This window comes from Enterococcus sp. MSG3299 (assembly GCF_050555765.1).
Taxonomy (GTDB): Bacteria; Bacillota; Bacilli; order Lactobacillales; family Enterococcaceae; genus Enterococcus; species Enterococcus faecalis.
In genome coordinates, this window is record NZ_CP187869.1 from 1,569,020 (window position 1) to 1,586,986 (window position 17,967).

Here is a 17,967-nt window from a genome sequence, read left to right on the forward strand (position 1 = left end):
TTAACAAATTCATTCGTTAACAACTTTTTTTACTATTATGATTTTTTTCAATAATTAAATGTTGAGTGACCGCTCCTTCATTGAAGAACGTTTGCAAATCAAATTGATCTGAAAAATCAACAATTTCTTTTACATATAACAATCCCCAACCGTGCTCTTCTGGGTTACTTTTAGAACTAAATTTGGTTTTCTTCATAACCTTAAAATCAAATTCGGCTTGTACACTATTTGTTATCACAAACTCTTGTGTTTCATTTTTATTGAAAATTGAGATAGCGAACATTTTCAATTCTGATTTTGCACTGTTTTCAATCGCGTTATCTAATAGAATAGCCAACAAACGAATCACAACCACTAAGTCGATTGATGTATCAAGAATAAATACTTCTGGCACATCAACAATCACTTTTAGTTTTGCTTGCTTTGCGGTATTAATTTTCATACTTATGAGTGCCTTAAGTTCCATATTTTTCAAACGATTTAACTTCATAAGTTCAAATTCTTCATTATCAATAATTTTTTTGGTTGGTGCAATCGTTTCTTCATAAATTCTTTTGATTTCCAGAATATCTTCGTATGAAATAGCAATTTGTAAACTATACAATAAATTTTTATAGTCATGACGAAACATCGCTAGCTCTTCGTTAATGGATTCTATTTTTTCAGTATAAATCGTTAAATTATTCAATAATTGAGTGTTGATACGTTGTTCTTCCAAATAAGCTTCAATGACTAAGCCAATCAGAATTAAAAATAAACCTACACTTATTAATAACTCCAATTTAGAACTATTTACCGTGACAAATCCTCGCATAAAGTCAGGTGAAATCTCTGGCGAAATCAAAAACACAAAAAGTAACAACAGAATCAACAATAAAAGTAAACAACCAAAAAAAATTCGGCTATTTTCTAACACACGATTTAATCTTAAAAAAACACTATTGGGAATTTTTAAAGCAATCCAGATATTTATAAGCAACAGAAGAACATTTGAGGCAATCCATAATAATTTATTTTGATAAATCTGTTGAAAAAAAACACTTAAAATCGTTTGCTCCGTGTAATTGATAAACGAAACCATAAGCAATGTAAAAACGGATAAAAATATCGCTTTAAAAATTGAGAACCTCTTTTTGTGAATGAGTAAAAATCCTGTAAAAATAACGACTGTCAGCGCATAAATCAACCAAGAGTATCCCAACATTAATGCCGCAAACGAACAAATATTAATGACAATAAGCAATGAAAGTAACGGTATTTTACATTCAATCTTGATCAATGTTACTCGTAAAAAGACAAAAACGATAAAGCTAGATGCCAGCAAAACGTTAGTAGCTAATAACGACAAAATCATTTTTCAATATTCTTTTTAGGTTTTTCAGTTTGTCCCATCCATTGTCCAAATATATTGGGCGAATTTTGATTTAATCTAGGCTTAGTTCCCACACCATCACTAACTTTTGCAACTCTTTTTTCAATAACATTTTTAATTATTTTTTTACCAAATTTCATAAAAACACTTCCTTCAATTAAATTTTTTGTTACCGGGAGTATCATCAGACCTTGGATGACGAGACCGTAGAGTATTACTGAAGCAATCTTTTCTTTGACAAACAGACTACATAAAATAAGTAAACACACCCTTATAAGGCTTTGCTTTTTGAGCACGTTTAAATCAGATGGCTGAACAGGTTCAATTGCTGTTCCTTGTGGCGCATACCAATAAAATAATACGACTAAGAGGCAAATCAATAGAATTTTATAAATAAACGGTAAGCTCACAGAAGAATTTTTCAATACAAATGGTATGGCGACATAGATAACAATGCTTTCTAGACGACAGAGCCATTTAGTTTTTGCATGCCAGCCACCTGCGACAGGCCGTAAAAAAATCAGTACGACGTATACAATAAAGGTTTCGCTTAACGTCCCAAATAAAACTGATAAAATCAGAATCATCAGAAAATTAAATAAGCCAGAAAAATAAACGGTTAGATAATACTTTGTCCATTGTGTTTTTCCTGATTGATCTTCCTGATCCATATCCATAATATTTTTTAGAATCCAATCGATTAGCATATCGCCCTCCTCTTCAAGTATTGCACTAAATTATAACGAATATAGCGACTAATAGATAGATAATTCCTTAATTAGTCATTATCCCTCCCTAAGTAAGAAATAGTGCCTTGACCTGAGTATAATATCTTCTTGAGACTGGTACTTCCGTTCCGTCTCTCATAGTTAAAAGATGCGTTTTATAATTTAATTTTGACGCATATTTTTTATTGATGATGATTGATTGATGGACTCTAATCAAATCTGGATGCAGTTGTTCAATTTTTGATAACGTTCCATAAAATTCTCTTTTAAAATTTTTACCAACCATTGACACACGATGATCGTATTCCGTTTGAAAGAAATAAATATCATTAATATCCATTTTTATAGAGGATGCTTTTAAGTTAATGATAATATATTCACTTTTTGTCTTTATATTTTCTTTTTGTTGAATATATGCATCGACACATGTTTCGACCTCTTTTTGGAAATCTAGAAAATCCACGTTCTTTTGAATAAATTGAAGAGCTGAAACCATATATTTGTAAGAAGTTAAAACTAATTCTGTGTGAGTAGAAATAAATACAATCAGACTTTCACTGTCTGTTTTTCTGATTTCTTTGGCAACCTCAAATCCTGCCTGGATATGATTGTTCATTTGAATATCTAGGAAAAAGATATTTAGTTGGGCGTCCTGGTGTGCCACTTGTAATAATTCATCTGAACGTGAAAATAAATGGATTGTTTCATTATAAATATTTCTTGAATGTAGGATATTTGTTAACAATACTTCTAACGCTTTTGCTTGAATAATTTGGTCTTCTAATATATAAATAGCCATTTGTTCACTCATCCCTTTCTCAAGAAGATATAAAATTACACAACAAAAGACAAATGATTATAATGTTCAATCAATTTATACACCAATAAAAGAGATAAAAAATTGATTGTCTGTTAGTATATTCACATAAATTTAGTATAGCGATTTCAGTAGTTTCCTGCAAACAAAAACATAAAATAACAAAGCATCAAGAAAGAGTACTTTGGACTATTCATCTTTTTCTAACGAATCATGAGGACGATTGTCTCTTCGTTGATGAAAAACAAAGAATCAACCGCCAAACTGTTCTTGTCATTTTATACATGACAAAATCAATTCATTGGTCGATTCTGGTTATTTTAATTTGTTAGTTCACACATGGATCATTGTGCTAACTTTTTACTTAAACATCCACACTTCTTCCTGTTGAATGAGCCGCTTAAGCGCCAATGTAGGTCACGCCACTACTATAAGCAATTGCATTAGGTAAGACACGATACGAAATCGTTTGATCATTGATGACATTGCTTTCAGAAATAATGATTCCATCAGAAGTGACCGCTTCAACAAAAGCAACATGTCCATATTGATTATCTGCGCCAGCAACTCCTGGTTGGAAACTAATCGCACGACCAGCTTTAGGCAATGAACTAACTTGATAGCCTAATGCACGTCCTTTTCTTCCCCAGTCACTGCCATTTCCCATAAATTCATCCACAGAAGTGCCCAACTGTTTGAAACGATTATAGACATACCACGTACACTGGCCCACGGGATAGCTACCACTTCGATTATAATTGATCCCATCATAGACTGGAAAATGCATTTGTTGCTGTTCCGCTTCCGACAGATCATTTTTAGATTGGATAATCAAACCGTCCACTGTTTTTGGTAAATCAAATTGCGTTAAGTTATACACCGCAATTAACGAATTTAATTTATTATCGTATTGCTTGTCTGTTGCATATTTACCTGTTAAAAAACGCGTTGCTTGAAGGTAGTTTTTGGCTTCCGAACGCCACGCTGGTTTATAAAAATCTTGATTTCCGTCAATCCCTTGTCGGAGTAATTGAACATAATCTTGCAGTGAGTCATTATAGCCGCCGTAATCGCGAAACCCAGCGGAAATTGTATAAAGTTGGCCCCTCTGATCAGCCTCTTTTGTTGAAAAGCTAACACTATTTCCTTGGAACGAACCTTTCACGCCAAAGAGATTATAATAAGGTTCTTTGGCTAGTTGACTTTCGCCAGAGCCACTTTCTAAAATAGCCTGAGCTATCATCACTGATGCAAAAACATCGTATTTTTCGCCAAGTTCTCTGGCTGTCTCACCAATTTTTTTAATAAACGCTGTGGTTTGTTCTGACTTCTGCATTTCAAATGACGCACCATATGTTGCTAAAACTTCTTTGCCATACTCCGTTAATATGAACTCCTTAAAAGGATTAGTCACTACCAAGCGTTTTTCCTCTTTTGAGTCTGGTTGTTGTTTGGCAGTATAGATATTCTCTAACTGAGAGATTACTTCTGGTTTCTCTTTAGAATCCGCTTCCGCTGCGGCAATTAAATATTTTCCTTGGCCAAGATAAACACCATTTTGAAGCGTTTTTCCTTCAGCTGTTTGCCAAAAAATCAGATCACCAGGTTCTGCCTCCTCTATAGAACGAGCTTTACCAAATGTCATTTGTTCTTGCGGCGTACTGCCAATGTCTATTTTAAATAATTGTTGGTAAATTTTTTGGGCAAGGAAACTACTGGTTAATGCTTGCTCCGTCAAATTAAATTCTTTTTTTGTTTTCCCAACGTGTCTTAATGCTTCAGCCACCACAACTGCCCGTTTCTGTTCGTCAAAAGACGACAACAGTGGAAGTTCGTAGCCTTTTAAATTTGAAGAAGCTATTTCATCTACTTTGAGGGACGGATTTAACGATACAGCCTGATTTTCTTCAACAACGTTATTGGTGGCTTCAGGAACTTGAATAGGTTCTTCGGGTTCTTGCTTGGTCACAGGAACTTGTGGTGGTTGCGATTGTTCAACAAGCTGCGTGATTTCTGATGATACCGTCGGCTCTGTAGGTTCTTTTTTTGTTTCAGAACTAGTATTTGTGGTTGTCGTTTCTGTCGTTGACTGACTCGTTGATTCGGTAGTCGTATCGGTAGAACTACTTGATTCAGATGACGAACTACTAGTGGACGTTGTCGATGTAGCAACAGTTGTTTCGGTTGTATCGGTTACTTTTTCTTCCGAAGTAATTGTCGTCGCTGAGGACAGAGCTGTTTGTAGCGAGCTACTTGGTAATTCTGCAGCCAACGTAACAACTGGAGCGACTTCCAAACTTAGAAGAACGAGAATACTTGTTAAAACAAGTAGTTGATTCTTGATTTTCTTTCTTTTCATTCGTAAAAATCCTCTCCTATTACTTACTTGCGCATTTGCACACTGTTTTTGTACAAATGCGCCTTGTAAATTAATGATACGCTAATTTTGGTCTTTTTTATTTTTGAAGAATAATTTTCCTAAACCAATACTTACTATCAATAGAAAACCACTGATTGACCAGATTGGCGAAACAACTTCATTTGCTTTTGGCAAAGTACCAGAAGTGGTGGTTTTCGTTGTCGTTCCACCTGCTGCTGTGCCCTTTCCTGGACTGGTTACGCTACCAGTCCCGCTAACCGTGCCATGATTTCCATTGTTGCCTGTAGAGTTGCTACTGATTGGCTCTTCTGCCATTGCTTCAATGGCTTGTGATAAAATACTTAAACATTTGTCCACAGCTTCTTGCGTCGCATTTGGGTCCTCAACAAGTGCTTTTGCTTGTTTAATTGCTTCAGCTAAAGCTTCTTGCGATGCTTTTGTAAATTGTTTTCCTGCTTTAGGTTTCAAGGTTTCTGCTTTTTGAAGCAGTTCTCTCAACTTTGTTTTATCCGCTTGAAGGACTTGTTCCTCTAAACTATCCAAAGCAGTTTTTACATTTTTTTCAGCAGTATCAATTTGTTCTTGCCGAGCATTTTTATCAGCTAAAATCCCTTCCGCTTGGTCAATTGCTTCAGTTAAGCGCGCTTTAGACTCGCTGGTAAATTCTTTTCCGGCAGATGGTTTGATTGCTTTTGCTTTGGCTATCATTGCCTCTAAGGCTTTTTTATCTGTAACTAACGCTTCTTCTTGTAACCCTTCGATGGCGCTAGTTAATTCAGCAACCGCTTCATCAATCATTTTTTGATTAGCTGCTGGGTTTTCCAATGTGTTTTTAGCTGCTAAAAGCGCTTTTTGTAAATCTTGTAACGAGGAGGCAGTAAATTGGTGCCCTTCACTTGGAGTGACTTGCTGCGCTCGTTTGACTACTTCTTGTAATTGGCCTTTATTTACAAGGGGTACTTCTTTTAATTGAGCCATTGCAGTTTCCAATGCGTTTAGAGCCTCTGAGACTTCTTCTTTTGTCGCCGTTTCTTTCGCTACGATTGCTTCAGCTGCTTGAATTGCTTCTTGCAATTGTTTTTCTGTTTCTTTTGTAAATTGGTATCCTTCTTCCGGCTTTCTTCCTCGGGCTTGAGCGATTTGCTCTTTTAAGGTTTCCTTATCAACGGCGACGGGGTGTTCTTTTAATTGTGCAATTGCTTCACGCAATGTTTTAGTCGCTTGGTCTATTTCTTCTTGGGTAACTTTTTCTTGAGCAAATACTTTTTGAGCTGCTACTAATGACTCTTCGAGAACTTTTTTAGTTTCTTCGGTGAATTCTTGCCCATCACTTGGTTTTTTCGCCAGCCCCTCTTGAATTGCTTTTTCTAAATCAGCTTTATTCGCTACATCAGGCATTTTTTCCAACTGTTCTACAGCCTTTTTTAGGTTTTCCACAGCAGCAGAAACGTCTGTCTGTGTGGCTTGTTCATTGGCTAGAACAGCTACTGCCTCATCTAAGACTGGTTTAAAAATTGCCCAAGTTTCAGGCGTATATTCTTTTTCGACACGTGCTTGATTTAGCGTAATTAGCGCTTGTAATAACTCTTTATCTACTAGCTCTGTGGGCTTCACTGTTACAGAAAAATCTGAAAGTGTGGCTTGTTGGAATCCTTGGCCTACTAATAAGCCTTGACTCATATCAAATTGTAATGGCTGCTCAACAGTTGTCGCACGTTTTACGCGTGTTGTTTCTTTTACTTTAACTTTAAAGGTAACTAAGTCCATTGAACCATTTAACAATTGTTTATTTCCTTGATTACTAAGAACTAAATACAGATTCTCCACATCATTTGAATGTTTCCGATATTTAGAATAATTTTCCATTTGTTGTGTATTATTCGTGGTTGCAGGCTGACCGACAATTTCAAATTTGCTAGAATCAAAGGACATTTTGGTGCTTAACGCATTAATGTTTTTTAAGTCTTGACCTTTAAGTGTAAAGGTTAATGTATCGCCAGAAAGATAGGTATCCTTGCCATTTTCATTAACCACAGCAAGGGATAAACCGCCCGCAATTTCTTCGACATCAGGTATCTCAATTCCGCCATCTAATTGTCGTAAAACATAACTGATATCATAAGCATCAATTACCCCATTTTTATTTAAATCACCTTTTTCAACATAGCCATTAAAGTCACTGTCCACCGATTCTAAGCCTGTATAGTTTCGATAACTCATTGCATCATTTTCATCAATCGTTCCATCGTTAGTAATGTCTCCATGTAAGATTCCTTCTGTTCCTGGTTGTTTGTAAAAGAGCATCTCACGACCAGAGCCAAAATTACCCACCGATTTTAATACCTTCATTTCAACAAAACGATACGCTTGGTCCTTCGTTTCAATGGTTTTTGTCAAAGCATCTTGCTTCCAGTTAATAGGTTCTGAAAACTCTGTCCAATTAGCTCCATCTTTCGACGTCCGATACTGGAGTTGCAAAATATTTCCGTTGCCGGCATTGTCTCTTGGCAAGTATTCAATTTTATCCATTTGATACTCCGCACCAAGATCAAATTTTAAAGTCAAGAAATTCCCATCACTTGGATTAGCGATGCCGGTTGACCAGTTCGTATGCCAGCCTGTACTTAAATCTTTATCTGTTAATTTCTTCAATTCTGCGCCTGGTTGTTCTGGTAAATTACTTGTTGCTTTGACTTGATTAATTGTTTCTTTATAGGGATCATCTTGTGTTTTCCCTTTAATTGGTTCACTCCATTCAGAAACCCCATTTTTTCCAACAGCTCGAACTCGAAAAGTATGTTCGCTTAGGAAGGAAAATCCATCAAATGTTGCTGTATTCGTTTGAATATTTCCGAAAACAGTCCCGTCACGCTCTACTTCATAACTTGTTGCCTCAGTTACTTGATCCCATTGAAGAGTCAAAGAAGATGGCGTTGTTTTTTCTTCATTGATTGCGACATTTGCCGGAATAGTTAACTGGTCATCGACCGTTGTATTTCCTCCGTCAACCGTTCCTTTATTAATGAAACCTTTGACAGTTATTTGAACATCTTTGGCGGTCACAGATTGTTTCGCTAGTTTTACTGATAACGCTGATTGGTTCAGTTTTTCTCCTGAAGCTTCAGAAAGATACTGATTCACTTGGAATTCTTTATCAAAATAATATAGATTTGTGTCAGCTAAAAATTCTTCTTTATTAGCTGCTTGTTTCAAGGTTACTTCTGTTCCCCCCACCATTGCTGTTACGCTTTCGGGCGCTTCTGAAGCTAGCAAATCAAGCGTGGTGCTTCGTTCATCAACAAAGCCTTTGTAACTTCCTTTTGTCGGTTCGATAGTAACGGTCAGATCCCCTTTTTCGTTTGATTTAGGGCCTTGACTATTTATTTTAGTCGTAGCTGATTGCCCAGCTTCATAACTAGTTGAAATTCCGTCATCTTCATACATATTAAAAGAAGTGGCGCCATTTGGATAAATCAAGAAAGATCGTTGATCCCGTTGGATTTCCTTTGGATTGTTGTTTGGATTTGTCATTGGGATAATACTGCCATCTTTGACGAAAACGGGCACCTTCCACAGCGGTGTTTTTACTCCATTTAAGACACGGCCACCTTGATATTTTTCGCCTGTAAATAAGTCAACCCAGACTTGTTTTTCATCTGGTAAGTAGATTCCATCACGGATTGAATTTCCTGCCTCATCTTGATTGCCATTATAAATTGGGGCAACGAGTAAATTGGGTCCCCACATATATTGGTATTGAGAATCTTTTGTATATGCTGTTCCTTCATTAGGAAATTCTAAAGCCATGGCCCGTACCATTGGTAGTCCATCAACTGATTCCTTGGCAATACTGTAGTTATAAGGCATCATCATTGATTTTAATTTTAGATACGCTCGGTTCAAATCTGTGGCTTCTTGATCAAAAGCAAATGGCGTTTTTGGATTGGAGCCCCAGCCGTCCATATTTAGCTGCACTGGTGTAAAAGTTTTCCATTGGAAATCACGTATGTTGACCTCTTTATTTTTTCCACCAAAAATTCCATCCATATCTGAACCGACATTTGGTTGGCCAGACAACGAAGTCCCGATATATGTTGGAATATGGAAGCGAATATATTCCCATTGACCACCCGTTTGATCGCCTGTCCAGATACCAGCGTGCCGTTGGGTTCCGACCCACCCATCTAATGAGACAATCATCGGACGAACTGCGCCGTCTGTTTCTTTTACAAAAACATTTGCAGCATCTTCTACACCATTTAAGCCAAAGGAATACCCATACCCGACCCACGCCACGTCAGTTTTGAGGGCTTTAACACCAGCGACACTAACTTCTTTCGCAATATCCCGTTCTCCTTTTTTAGGATTTTTAGGATCAGCTGGATGGAGATTAGATTGAGTCCATAGCCCCACTTCAACACCATTTGCTTGAGCATAATCAGTAAATTCTTTTAAGTTTTGTACATCGCCATCCAATGAATCTGTTTGACCATAGCCAGCACCGTAGCCGTCATTTGGCAAGAACCACCCTAATGGCATATCGTTTTTCTTATACCGATCAATAACTGCGCGTGCAGAAAATTGATAATTCTCTTTTTCTCCATTTAAAGATTCTAGCGTGCCATTTAAGTTTCCTAGATCGCCTGGTTGGTATTCTTTGTAAAAATTACCATCTTCAAACTTAACTGCTCCCGCGGTTCCTTCTGCTACTTTCACCCAATAGTCCCGATTATACGCGTTTAAATGCGCTTCATAGAACCCGTATTCTGGCATCAAAGCTGGTTTCCCGGTTAATTCATAGTAATCTTTTAAAATACCTGCTGAGGAATCATTAAAGAAATAAAAAGCATCAAAATCTGTTCCTTCGTGCGTTGTTGTGGTTGTTTGTGGATCATGACTTCCAAAATCATAGTTGCCAAGTTTCCATGTATTTCGAACAACGCCATACCCTGCAGTTGACCAATAAAATGGGTTAGGCGATGCTACTCCGCCATCTACCCAATTGTTCGTATTGACAATCTGGATAGCTGTTCCTTTATGCGTAAATCGACCATTTTGAGTTCCTCCGCCAAAATAATTTTCTTGACTACTTTGTTTTAACGTTTGTGTAGCTTTATCATTTTTAAAGGATAGCGGAGCGGTTTCTTCTAAAATAACTTGATTCTTTTTCTTGTCTAGAACCTTCATTAAAGCGCTTTCTTTTTCGAATATAATTTTTAAACCATTATTTTCTAGAGTAAATTGGTTTCCTGAATCTGTGACGTTCGTTTGCTCAAAGGCTTGTGTGCCATAGTCGGCCATTGTTTTAGCCGTAATTTTCGCAACATGCTTTGGATCATTTGGCGTTGGATATTCTTCAAATTTACCAGTTGGATCTAGATGATAGCGAAAAAGATGGTCGTTTAAAATACTAATTTGTGCTTTTTTGCCAGAAGCATACGTAATGACAAAGTTTTTCTCCGCTTTTTCAATCGACACAATTGCTCCGACTGACGTTGCTGAATCAGCTACGTCTTCTTTTGCTGTTTGCTCTTGCGCATCAACCACTTGAGAATCCATCGTAACAAACGAATGGAACGCCAATACAGACGAACTCACTAATAAAAATGTCAACCAGTGCTTTTTACCGTAAATTTTTTTACCCTGATACTCTTTGTTCATTTTTTCCTCCTTAAAATTGCTCCCCATAGAATAGTTCCGACACAATTACTCACAAAATCCAAAACCCAACAAAGTTTTATCCAGATGAAAAGTCATAACGATTTTCTTAGTTTACTGAGACTGTTAGAAAGTCAGTTTCAGTAACCCCTACATAAACACATCCTTTCAATAAATTATTAAATGAAAACAATCCATTTTCATCTTATATAAAAATTTTAGTACAGAATCACAATTTCTCTATGAATTCGTTTTCATTTGTTGACTACCAATTTTTCACTTTTTTAATAACATAATTATCGTATGATGGTTTTTTTGTGTTTGTCAACGGTTAATTATAGCAGCCACCATTAACAAGTATTAACCCTTGATAAACTTGTTAATTCACTTATAATGATGATTTTATTGCGAAAATATCTATATCAGAAAAAGAAAGACTTTTTCAAAAATCTAATACCTGTTACTCAAATTTAGTCTATTTAAAAATAATCAACACCCTCCTGCTCAGCAAGAGGGTGTTTAATAATTGTTTTTAGTGATTGATTTGACTTGCTGGTGTGAAAAGCAAACTAATGATGATGCCAACTATCAGTACCGCTAGCAATATAAAAATTAACTTTCCAAACCGGTGATAGGGATTGATCGAAAGCCCGATCCCATAAACTTTCGGAACCCACAAAGGAGGCGTTGGATTATCTTTTTGATCTTTATAGGCTATCTTTAAAATCTGCCACGCAAAATACAACAATGGTAAAACCATAATTACCCCAACTATACCTAGCCATTTTGCTAATAAATCACTGGTATGCAAAAGACTGATTGTCAGAATTGGTACAAACAAAAGAATAAAGCTAATTGTGGCTCCCACTTGTGCTTGCTTAAGCAGTCGTCTCTCACGGAGAGTAAGATTCGCAAACATTCCATCCACCCTTTCATGGTTTTCAGATTAAATCAACGAATCGCTAAAAAACTGAATTAACTGCGAAAATCAATGACCATTCGCCCGCGAATTTTTCCTTGTTCCATTTCTTCAAAAATAGCATTAATTTCTTCTGGTTGGCGTGTTTGACAAACAGGAACAACTTTTCCTTCTGCACCGAATTGGAAAGCTTCGCTTAAATCTTGACGGGTTCCAACTAACGATCCGACTACGTGAATGCCATCAAGAACAAGACGTGGAATAGATAAATCCATTGTCTCAACAGGCAATCCAACGGCGACAACCGTTCCTCCCGCACGGACTGCATCGACTGCGCCATTAAATGCTGATTTAGCTACCGCAGTGACTACTGCTGCATGGACACCACCAATTTCTTTTTGAAGTTGTGCAGCAAAATCAGGATCTTTAACTGGATTAATTAAAAGATCAGCACCCATTTCTTTCGCAAAAGCTAACTGATTATCATTCACATCAACAGCTACTACTTTTGCATTAAAGACATGCTTGGCATATTGTAAAGCTAGATTACCTAGCCCACCTAATCCTGAAATCATTAGCCATTGACCTGGACGAATCCCAGATTCTTTTATCGCTTTGTAGGTTGTTACCCCTGCACAAGTAATAGAGGAAGCTGGCTCTGATGCTAAATTTTCTGGCACTTTCACTGCATAACCGTCTGTCACGATGCATTCTTCGGCCATGGCACCATCAACTGTATATCCAGCATTTTTTACTGAACGACAAAGCGTTTCTCGACCAGAAGTACAATATTCGCAATGCCCGCAGCCTTCATAAAACCATGCAACAGATGCACGATCACCAATCTTTAAACTAGTAACGTCTTTTCCAACCTCCGTCACAATCCCAATTCCTTCGTGACCTAAGGTACAACCGCTAACATCGCCAAAATCTGCATTCTTAACGTGTAAATCCGTATGACAGACACCACAGACTTCCATTTTCAACCGCGCTTCATTATCTTTCAATGGACGCGATTCTTTTTCAACAATTTTTGTTGTTTTTCCTTTTGCTGCGACAATTGCTTTATACATGGTTCTTTCCTCCTTGTTTCTATTGTGAATTGTTGAACAATAATAGTATAATACTACTTTCCAAAATAAGGAACACCAATGACTTGCGTAAATTAACGCTAATTTGACAATTTATCCTTGCTAGACAGCTATTCTTCCCTTATGTCATAGATAATTCATACTGGCATGATTTTTTCTGCATAATTGTCAACTATTTTAAAGGCAGGTTTTACAACCTCATTTTTCCCTTCTTTTTTCCGAAGATATAGCAGACGGTACCTAAAATAACTAGAATTAAAAAGGCCATGAGGTACTTAAGCCAGTGAAGGTTTTTGACTTTATGATCAACAGAACGCTTATTATACTGATCAGCTTGCTTCTTGTTTATCGTGAAATCTTTTGAGAACGTCCAGCTCCCCTCATGGTTTTTCAACTTAATGGTATAGGTATAGTCTCCAGGTTTAAACGAATCTTTCAGTAAAATAGGTAGGTCAAACCTTGTGTTTGGTGCAAAACTAAGATTATTTTTCTTTTCGTGAATGATCGTTTTGTTTGTTCCTTTTTCTTTAACAAAAAAATCTCCTTCGACTTTTGACAATAACTTCCGCTGTGGATTTTTAATTTCCATCGAAACAGTATTGTGGCGGTTAATTTGCCCAATTTTAACAGAACCACTTTCCAATTTTGCAGGTATGGTCTCTGCTGTTTCATTCACCCGAATAGCAATCGTATGCATATAAACATTTTGAATCCCACCCTTGCTTTGGTCCCCAGCTATCTCTACAGGTCGAATCGTCACTCCACCTAATAAAATTCCTGAGAATAACTTTTCTGGCATCGTTATTTGAAAATCAATCGTTTGTGATTGTTTACCAGGAACACTAATGTCCTTCCTATTGGGACTAATCAAATCACTAAGTACCAAACTCATCGATGGATCTTTTTCAAAGCTACTTTTTGTATAGTCAACTATCCCATTACTATTTGTTGTTGCTGTATTTACCTGAACTTTAAATTTTTGAGGGTTCGGCGTAGTATTGGTTATCGTTAATTTGAATGTATCTTTTTGTTTTGGAGTTAATGTCATATCAAAAAAATTACTGGTTTTGTTATTTTGAGTTGCTCCGAAAACGGGTGTGACTGTATACGCATTCGCATTGTCAATTGTTGCTGAACTATTGGTATTAGACGGATCTGCCCAGGCACGCATCGCTCCACCTAAACAGAGAATAGTCAATATAAAAAGTATCTTTAAAATTCTTTTCAATTTATCTGCCTCGTTTTCTTACATCGTTTTATGTTAAATTCTTAGGCGGGTGCTCCATCGATGGCATTCCAGACGATGGTCCCAGAGTAGGTATTTGCAGCAATACTTTTAGGTATATTTAACGTTGCATTTAAATCGGCTGTCGTGACAGTGTCTGATAAACGGATATCACTTTTATCTAGCGAAATAATGGTTGAAGCATCTGTGGTTAAATCAACGCCCGTAAAGGTACCTTTTTCAGAAGATCCGTCAGGTTTTTTAGTGTCTAAATGAAGTGTCATTCCGTCTAAGCCAGTGACACCTTTTCCTTTATCTTCTAAATTCGCTGTCAGATACCAACCTGTATTCGTTGTCCCACGATCATCATTAATGATAAGTTGCGACTTGCTTTGATCTGGTTGCGTATGATCTTGGCCGTCTTTTGTCACCGTCCCAAAGTTAATTTGTGCTAATGGTGTAATGGTTAATCCGCCACCTAAAACCGACACATTCGCTGTGGTATTGGTATTATCAGCCGCATTTACAGTTTGTTGACCAATTAAAAAAATCCCCGTTCCTAAAGTGACAGTTAAACCAATTATTTTTTTATTCATTATTTTTCCTCTTTTCTTTATAAAGTCCGACGATTAATGTACTTCCGAGTACCACGATTCCTAAAATCGTCTCTTGAGACGTAATCTCGTTTGTTTTTGGTAAAAAATTAGGTTGTCCTCGTGAAGTTGGCATATCGTTAGTCTGCGGTATAAGCTCATTGGGATGCGGAACAATATCCTCACTCTCTTTCACTATTACCATGACTTTTGTGCCAGCTTGTGCGTCAGTTGTCTTGTCTTCAGCTTGTGCTTGAATTGGCAAACCGAGAATAAAGGCAACAAACAATAAATCATAGATAAACCATTTCACAGTTATTCCCTCTTCCCTTACGGTGTTGCTTCTAAGTTCCAAATTAACTGAGCTTCATATTTATCAGCAGGTGTGACTTTTGAAATAGTTAATGTGGGCAATAATTGTAATTTCGTCAAAACTTTTTTATTTTTGATAGATTGGTTACTTACATCAGCTACTAATTGTTGCTCATCGTTAACCATAATATTTTGCTCAGTTGTTACATAATCGACTGACTTTGGATTTAGCGTGAGATCAAGCCCTGCGTCTTTCCACGCTTGTGTTTTCTGATCATTTAAATTATAGGCTACTTCAAGCTGCCAGCCAGTTGTCCGATTAGGATCCCCCGTATCTTCAATGTTCATCTCACAACTTTTTAATGTCTGTGTTTGATCTTGGCCATTAAATTTTACGTTCTCAAAAGGCATTAGTTGTTCAGATAAGTGATAAAAGTCTAGACGATTAGAGTAATAGTAGGTCCAATCAACAGTAATACTTTTACTAAAACCTACTATTTTAGAGATATCATAAGTAATTTTATAGACGCCCGCTACTTCATCGTTTACCTGATCAGGCGTATAGCGAATCGTTATCTTGCTATAAGGAATGGACTGTCCATCATTATCTGTTGCACTATCAAAAAGACGTTTTGGATTGAAGGGCGTCCCCACAGAAAAGCTGTCGTTATGTGCACCAATATGAGCTGAAGAGGGAATGACTTCTAGTGCAGTCTGCGCCTCTAATCCTAGGTAGTTATAATCAATTTCATATTTACCAACCACTTTTGTATCCACCGCATCTACTGGGACCTTTTGCTCTCCGTCCAGTTTATATATGGTGACACTTACGTCTCGAAAATCACCTTTTTTACCATCTGGTGTTTGTAAGCTAGTCACTTCACTTTCTGGTTGCCATTGAGTATATTGATAAATCGTATCTTGAGATTTAACTTTAATTTGCGCTTGATCAATGTGCACAGCTAAACTTTTCTCATTTGAGTAGCTTTTAGATGTATCATCAACATCAAGAATTCTAAATGTTAATGTGTAATCTCCTGAAGTTGGTAAAGCATCTGCTAAACAGTTAAAACTAACGCAATCATCTGTGACTGGTAAATTTTTTAAATCTTGTTCCCCAATTTTATGAAAATCAGTTTGGGCAGCACCTGAAATTTTTTCTTCAATCTGAACTTTTCTAGTTGTCGGAGCCTTAACGGTTAGTTCTACTGGTATCTTTTGTTGCGGGTGAAATGTTGTTTGACCTTTAACAAAAGCTGCCTTTTCTAAACTTGGTACTTGGTATGGATCTGTTGTGACGCGCATATATGTTTTATCTGTGGGCTCTGAAGAATCCGTTCCTGGCGGATTGACTAACGGCAGCCCACAACCATCTTTGCCACTAAATAAATAGGTTGTTAACCCGTTTTGTTGTTGTGAAGAGACATTCACATTGGCCTTATGATCAACTGTGTGAGTATGAAAATTAACTACACGCGCAAACCGTTGAGCAACATACCCATCTGTCCAATTAAGCGGATTGTCTTGTCTTTGGTTCATCGTAAACTTTGGTGATAAAAAATCCCCTGGTAACATCGTTTTGCTTTCAGGTATTTCAGGATATTTAGAGGCATCTTGGGTATTGTAATTGGATAATGGATTGTCTTTATCGCCGCTGTCCCATGGCGAGATATAAGAAGACCAAGTAGCCACTTTCCCAGTGATTCCAGTGATAATTTGATGATTCAAATTATTTGGATCTTGCTTTGCTGCTGCCGCTAAACTTGTCGCACGTAACCACATATCTGCACTAGCCGTTACCATATTATGATTAACTGTATTCGTTGTATCTGAAAATCTACCCAATTCATACGTCCGGCCAAAAAAATCTGCCGATAACGAAAATTGATCACTCTCATTACCATCCGACAAAACATTTGATACAGGTAAGCGATGTTTCGTTAAACTTTTATTGAGGGAATAATCCTTCGAGTCGCCATCTTTCATCAAAGTTGCCACATCTAAATCAAAATGAAGCTCAAATGTTATTTTAGTTTTATCAGGTTCATTACTCCAAATGTCATAAATTTTCCCAAGAGACAAATCAATAGAATCTCCACGTTCACAAAACATCACCTGATGCTCAGTATCAACCCCACTATAGTCTTGTTCGGGATCACCCCACCCTGGTGAACCATCTTCTGAAAAACCGTTAAACGTCCGCATTCCTTTTGTGTTGATGATTGATATTCGTGTATTTTTTTGTCCACTAATTGAATAAAAATTTTCTGGATTATCCGCATAAGCCTTGTCATAAGCCGCTTTAAAATTATCTGCACTTATATTTTCTGGTAAATGAAACATCAGACCATATTGCATCCCATCGGTATCGAAAGCAAGAGCAGTAATTTTTTGTGTATGAGAAGTGTCCACTGTTCCGTATAATTTTACGTGTAATTTTCCTCCAAATGATCCATCAGGACCACCACCATCGTCATGGCTTATCTCCATTCCATAAGGTAAATCAGTTCTCAAATCAATGGCTATCCCTCCCGCTTGATAGAGCGAAGTTGCCTCGCATTCTTGAAAATGCACGCTCAAAAAACAAGAAATCGATACCAATAGTAGACAAGAGTAAAAGAAATAAGCAATGCTTTTTTTTCTTTTGTAGGTTGGCATTTTCATTTTTAATTGTTCGTTGATTTTTTTCATTGCTTACTCACCTTGACCTTTTTTGGAATTAGAAACTAAATAATAATTATTCTAACTACTGCTAGCTTATCAACATTGAAATTGCTTTGCCACACACAATTAATGTATAAGGCTGTACATTAATTGTGATGGCCGCTTCTTATTGCGCTTGTGTTAACATATCAATACAAAAATTTAAAGA

Annotated in this window: 10 protein-coding genes and 1 pseudogene; all 11 read right to left on the reverse strand. The window is 36.9% G+C overall.

The window, feature by feature from the left end:
- Window positions 1-9: 9 nt before the first annotated feature.
- Window positions 10-1,354 (reverse strand): annotated as a pseudogene (gene fsrC / locus IGL23_RS07735) (sensor histidine kinase FsrC).
- Window positions 1,351-2,079 (reverse strand): accessory gene regulator AgrB, encoded by a 729-nt coding sequence (locus tag IGL23_RS07740; RefSeq protein WP_002377181.1) that lies wholly within the window; start codon window positions 2,077-2,079, stop codon window positions 1,351-1,353. Before IGL23_RS07740 ends, fsrC begins: the two are co-directional and overlap by 4 nt.
- A gap of 88 nt (window positions 2,080-2,167) precedes the next feature.
- Window positions 2,168-2,899, reverse strand: a complete 732-nt coding sequence (fsrA, locus tag IGL23_RS07745; RefSeq protein WP_011109506.1) for a response regulator FsrA — start codon at window positions 2,897-2,899, stop codon at window positions 2,168-2,170.
- Between the two features lie 418 nt (window positions 2,900-3,317).
- Window positions 3,318-5,276, reverse strand: a complete 1,959-nt coding sequence (locus IGL23_RS07750) for an amidase domain-containing protein (RefSeq protein ID WP_033594310.1) — start codon at window positions 5,274-5,276, stop codon at window positions 3,318-3,320.
- Between the two features lie 81 nt (window positions 5,277-5,357).
- Window positions 5,358-10,985 (reverse strand): TIM-barrel domain-containing protein, encoded by a 5,628-nt coding sequence (locus IGL23_RS07755; RefSeq protein ID WP_430619637.1) that lies wholly within the window; start codon window positions 10,983-10,985, stop codon window positions 5,358-5,360.
- A 502-nt stretch (window positions 10,986-11,487) separates the two neighbouring features.
- Window positions 11,488-11,883: a hypothetical protein gene (locus IGL23_RS07760; protein WP_002361986.1), complete on the reverse strand. Its 396-nt coding sequence runs from the start codon at window positions 11,881-11,883 to the stop codon at window positions 11,488-11,490.
- A 47-nt stretch (window positions 11,884-11,930) separates the two neighbouring features.
- Window positions 11,931-12,947 carry an alcohol dehydrogenase AdhP gene (adhP, locus tag IGL23_RS07765; RefSeq protein WP_010817394.1) on the reverse strand — a complete coding sequence of 339 codons (1,017 nt, stop codon included), beginning with the start codon at window positions 12,945-12,947 and terminating at the stop codon, window positions 11,931-11,933.
- 208 nt (window positions 12,948-13,155) lie between these two features.
- The gene (locus tag IGL23_RS07770; RefSeq protein ID WP_033594324.1) at window positions 13,156-14,136 is read right to left on the reverse strand and encodes a DUF916 and DUF3324 domain-containing protein; all 981 of its coding nucleotides are present in this window, start codon (window positions 14,134-14,136) and stop codon (window positions 13,156-13,158) included.
- A 98-nt stretch (window positions 14,137-14,234) separates the two neighbouring features.
- The gene (locus IGL23_RS07775; protein WP_033594312.1) at window positions 14,235-14,786 is read right to left on the reverse strand and encodes a hypothetical protein; all 552 of its coding nucleotides are present in this window, start codon (window positions 14,784-14,786) and stop codon (window positions 14,235-14,237) included.
- Window positions 14,779-15,138 (reverse strand): hypothetical protein, encoded by a 360-nt coding sequence (locus IGL23_RS07780; protein WP_002361990.1) that lies wholly within the window; start codon window positions 15,136-15,138, stop codon window positions 14,779-14,781. The genes IGL23_RS07775 and IGL23_RS07780 overlap by 8 nt, the downstream gene beginning before the upstream one ends.
- The gene (locus IGL23_RS07785) at window positions 15,114-17,786 is read right to left on the reverse strand and encodes a bacterial Ig-like domain-containing protein (RefSeq protein WP_033594313.1); all 2,673 of its coding nucleotides are present in this window, start codon (window positions 17,784-17,786) and stop codon (window positions 15,114-15,116) included. The genes IGL23_RS07780 and IGL23_RS07785 overlap by 25 nt, the downstream gene beginning before the upstream one ends.
- Between the last annotated feature and the right edge of the window lie 181 nt (window positions 17,787-17,967).

Excerpts from the sequence above, each read along its gene's own strand:
- IGL23_RS07740 (WP_002377181.1), bottom strand. The coding sequence starts at position 2,079 with ATGCTAATCGATTGGATTCTAAAAAATATTATGGATATGGATCAGGAA.
- fsrA (WP_011109506.1), bottom strand. The coding sequence starts at position 2,899 with ATGGCTATTTATATATTAGAAGACCAAATTATTCAAGCAAAAGCGTTA.
- IGL23_RS07750 (WP_033594310.1), bottom strand. The coding sequence starts at position 5,276 with ATGAAAAGAAAGAAAATCAAGAATCAACTACTTGTTTTAACAAGTATT.
- IGL23_RS07755 (WP_430619637.1), bottom strand. The coding sequence starts at position 10,985 with ATGGGGAGCAATTTTAAGGAGGAAAAAATGAACAAAGAGTATCAGGGT.
- adhP (WP_010817394.1), bottom strand. The coding sequence starts at position 12,947 with ATGTATAAAGCAATTGTCGCAGCAAAAGGAAAAACAACAAAAATTGTT.
- IGL23_RS07770 (WP_033594324.1), bottom strand. The coding sequence starts at position 14,136 with ATGCGTGCCTGGGCAGATCCGTCTAATACCAATAGTTCAGCAACAATT.
- IGL23_RS07775 (WP_033594312.1), bottom strand. The coding sequence starts at position 14,786 with ATGAATAAAAAAATAATTGGTTTAACTGTCACTTTAGGAACGGGGATT.
- IGL23_RS07785 (WP_033594313.1), bottom strand. The coding sequence starts at position 17,786 with ATGAAAAAAATCAACGAACAATTAAAAATGAAAATGCCAACCTACAAA.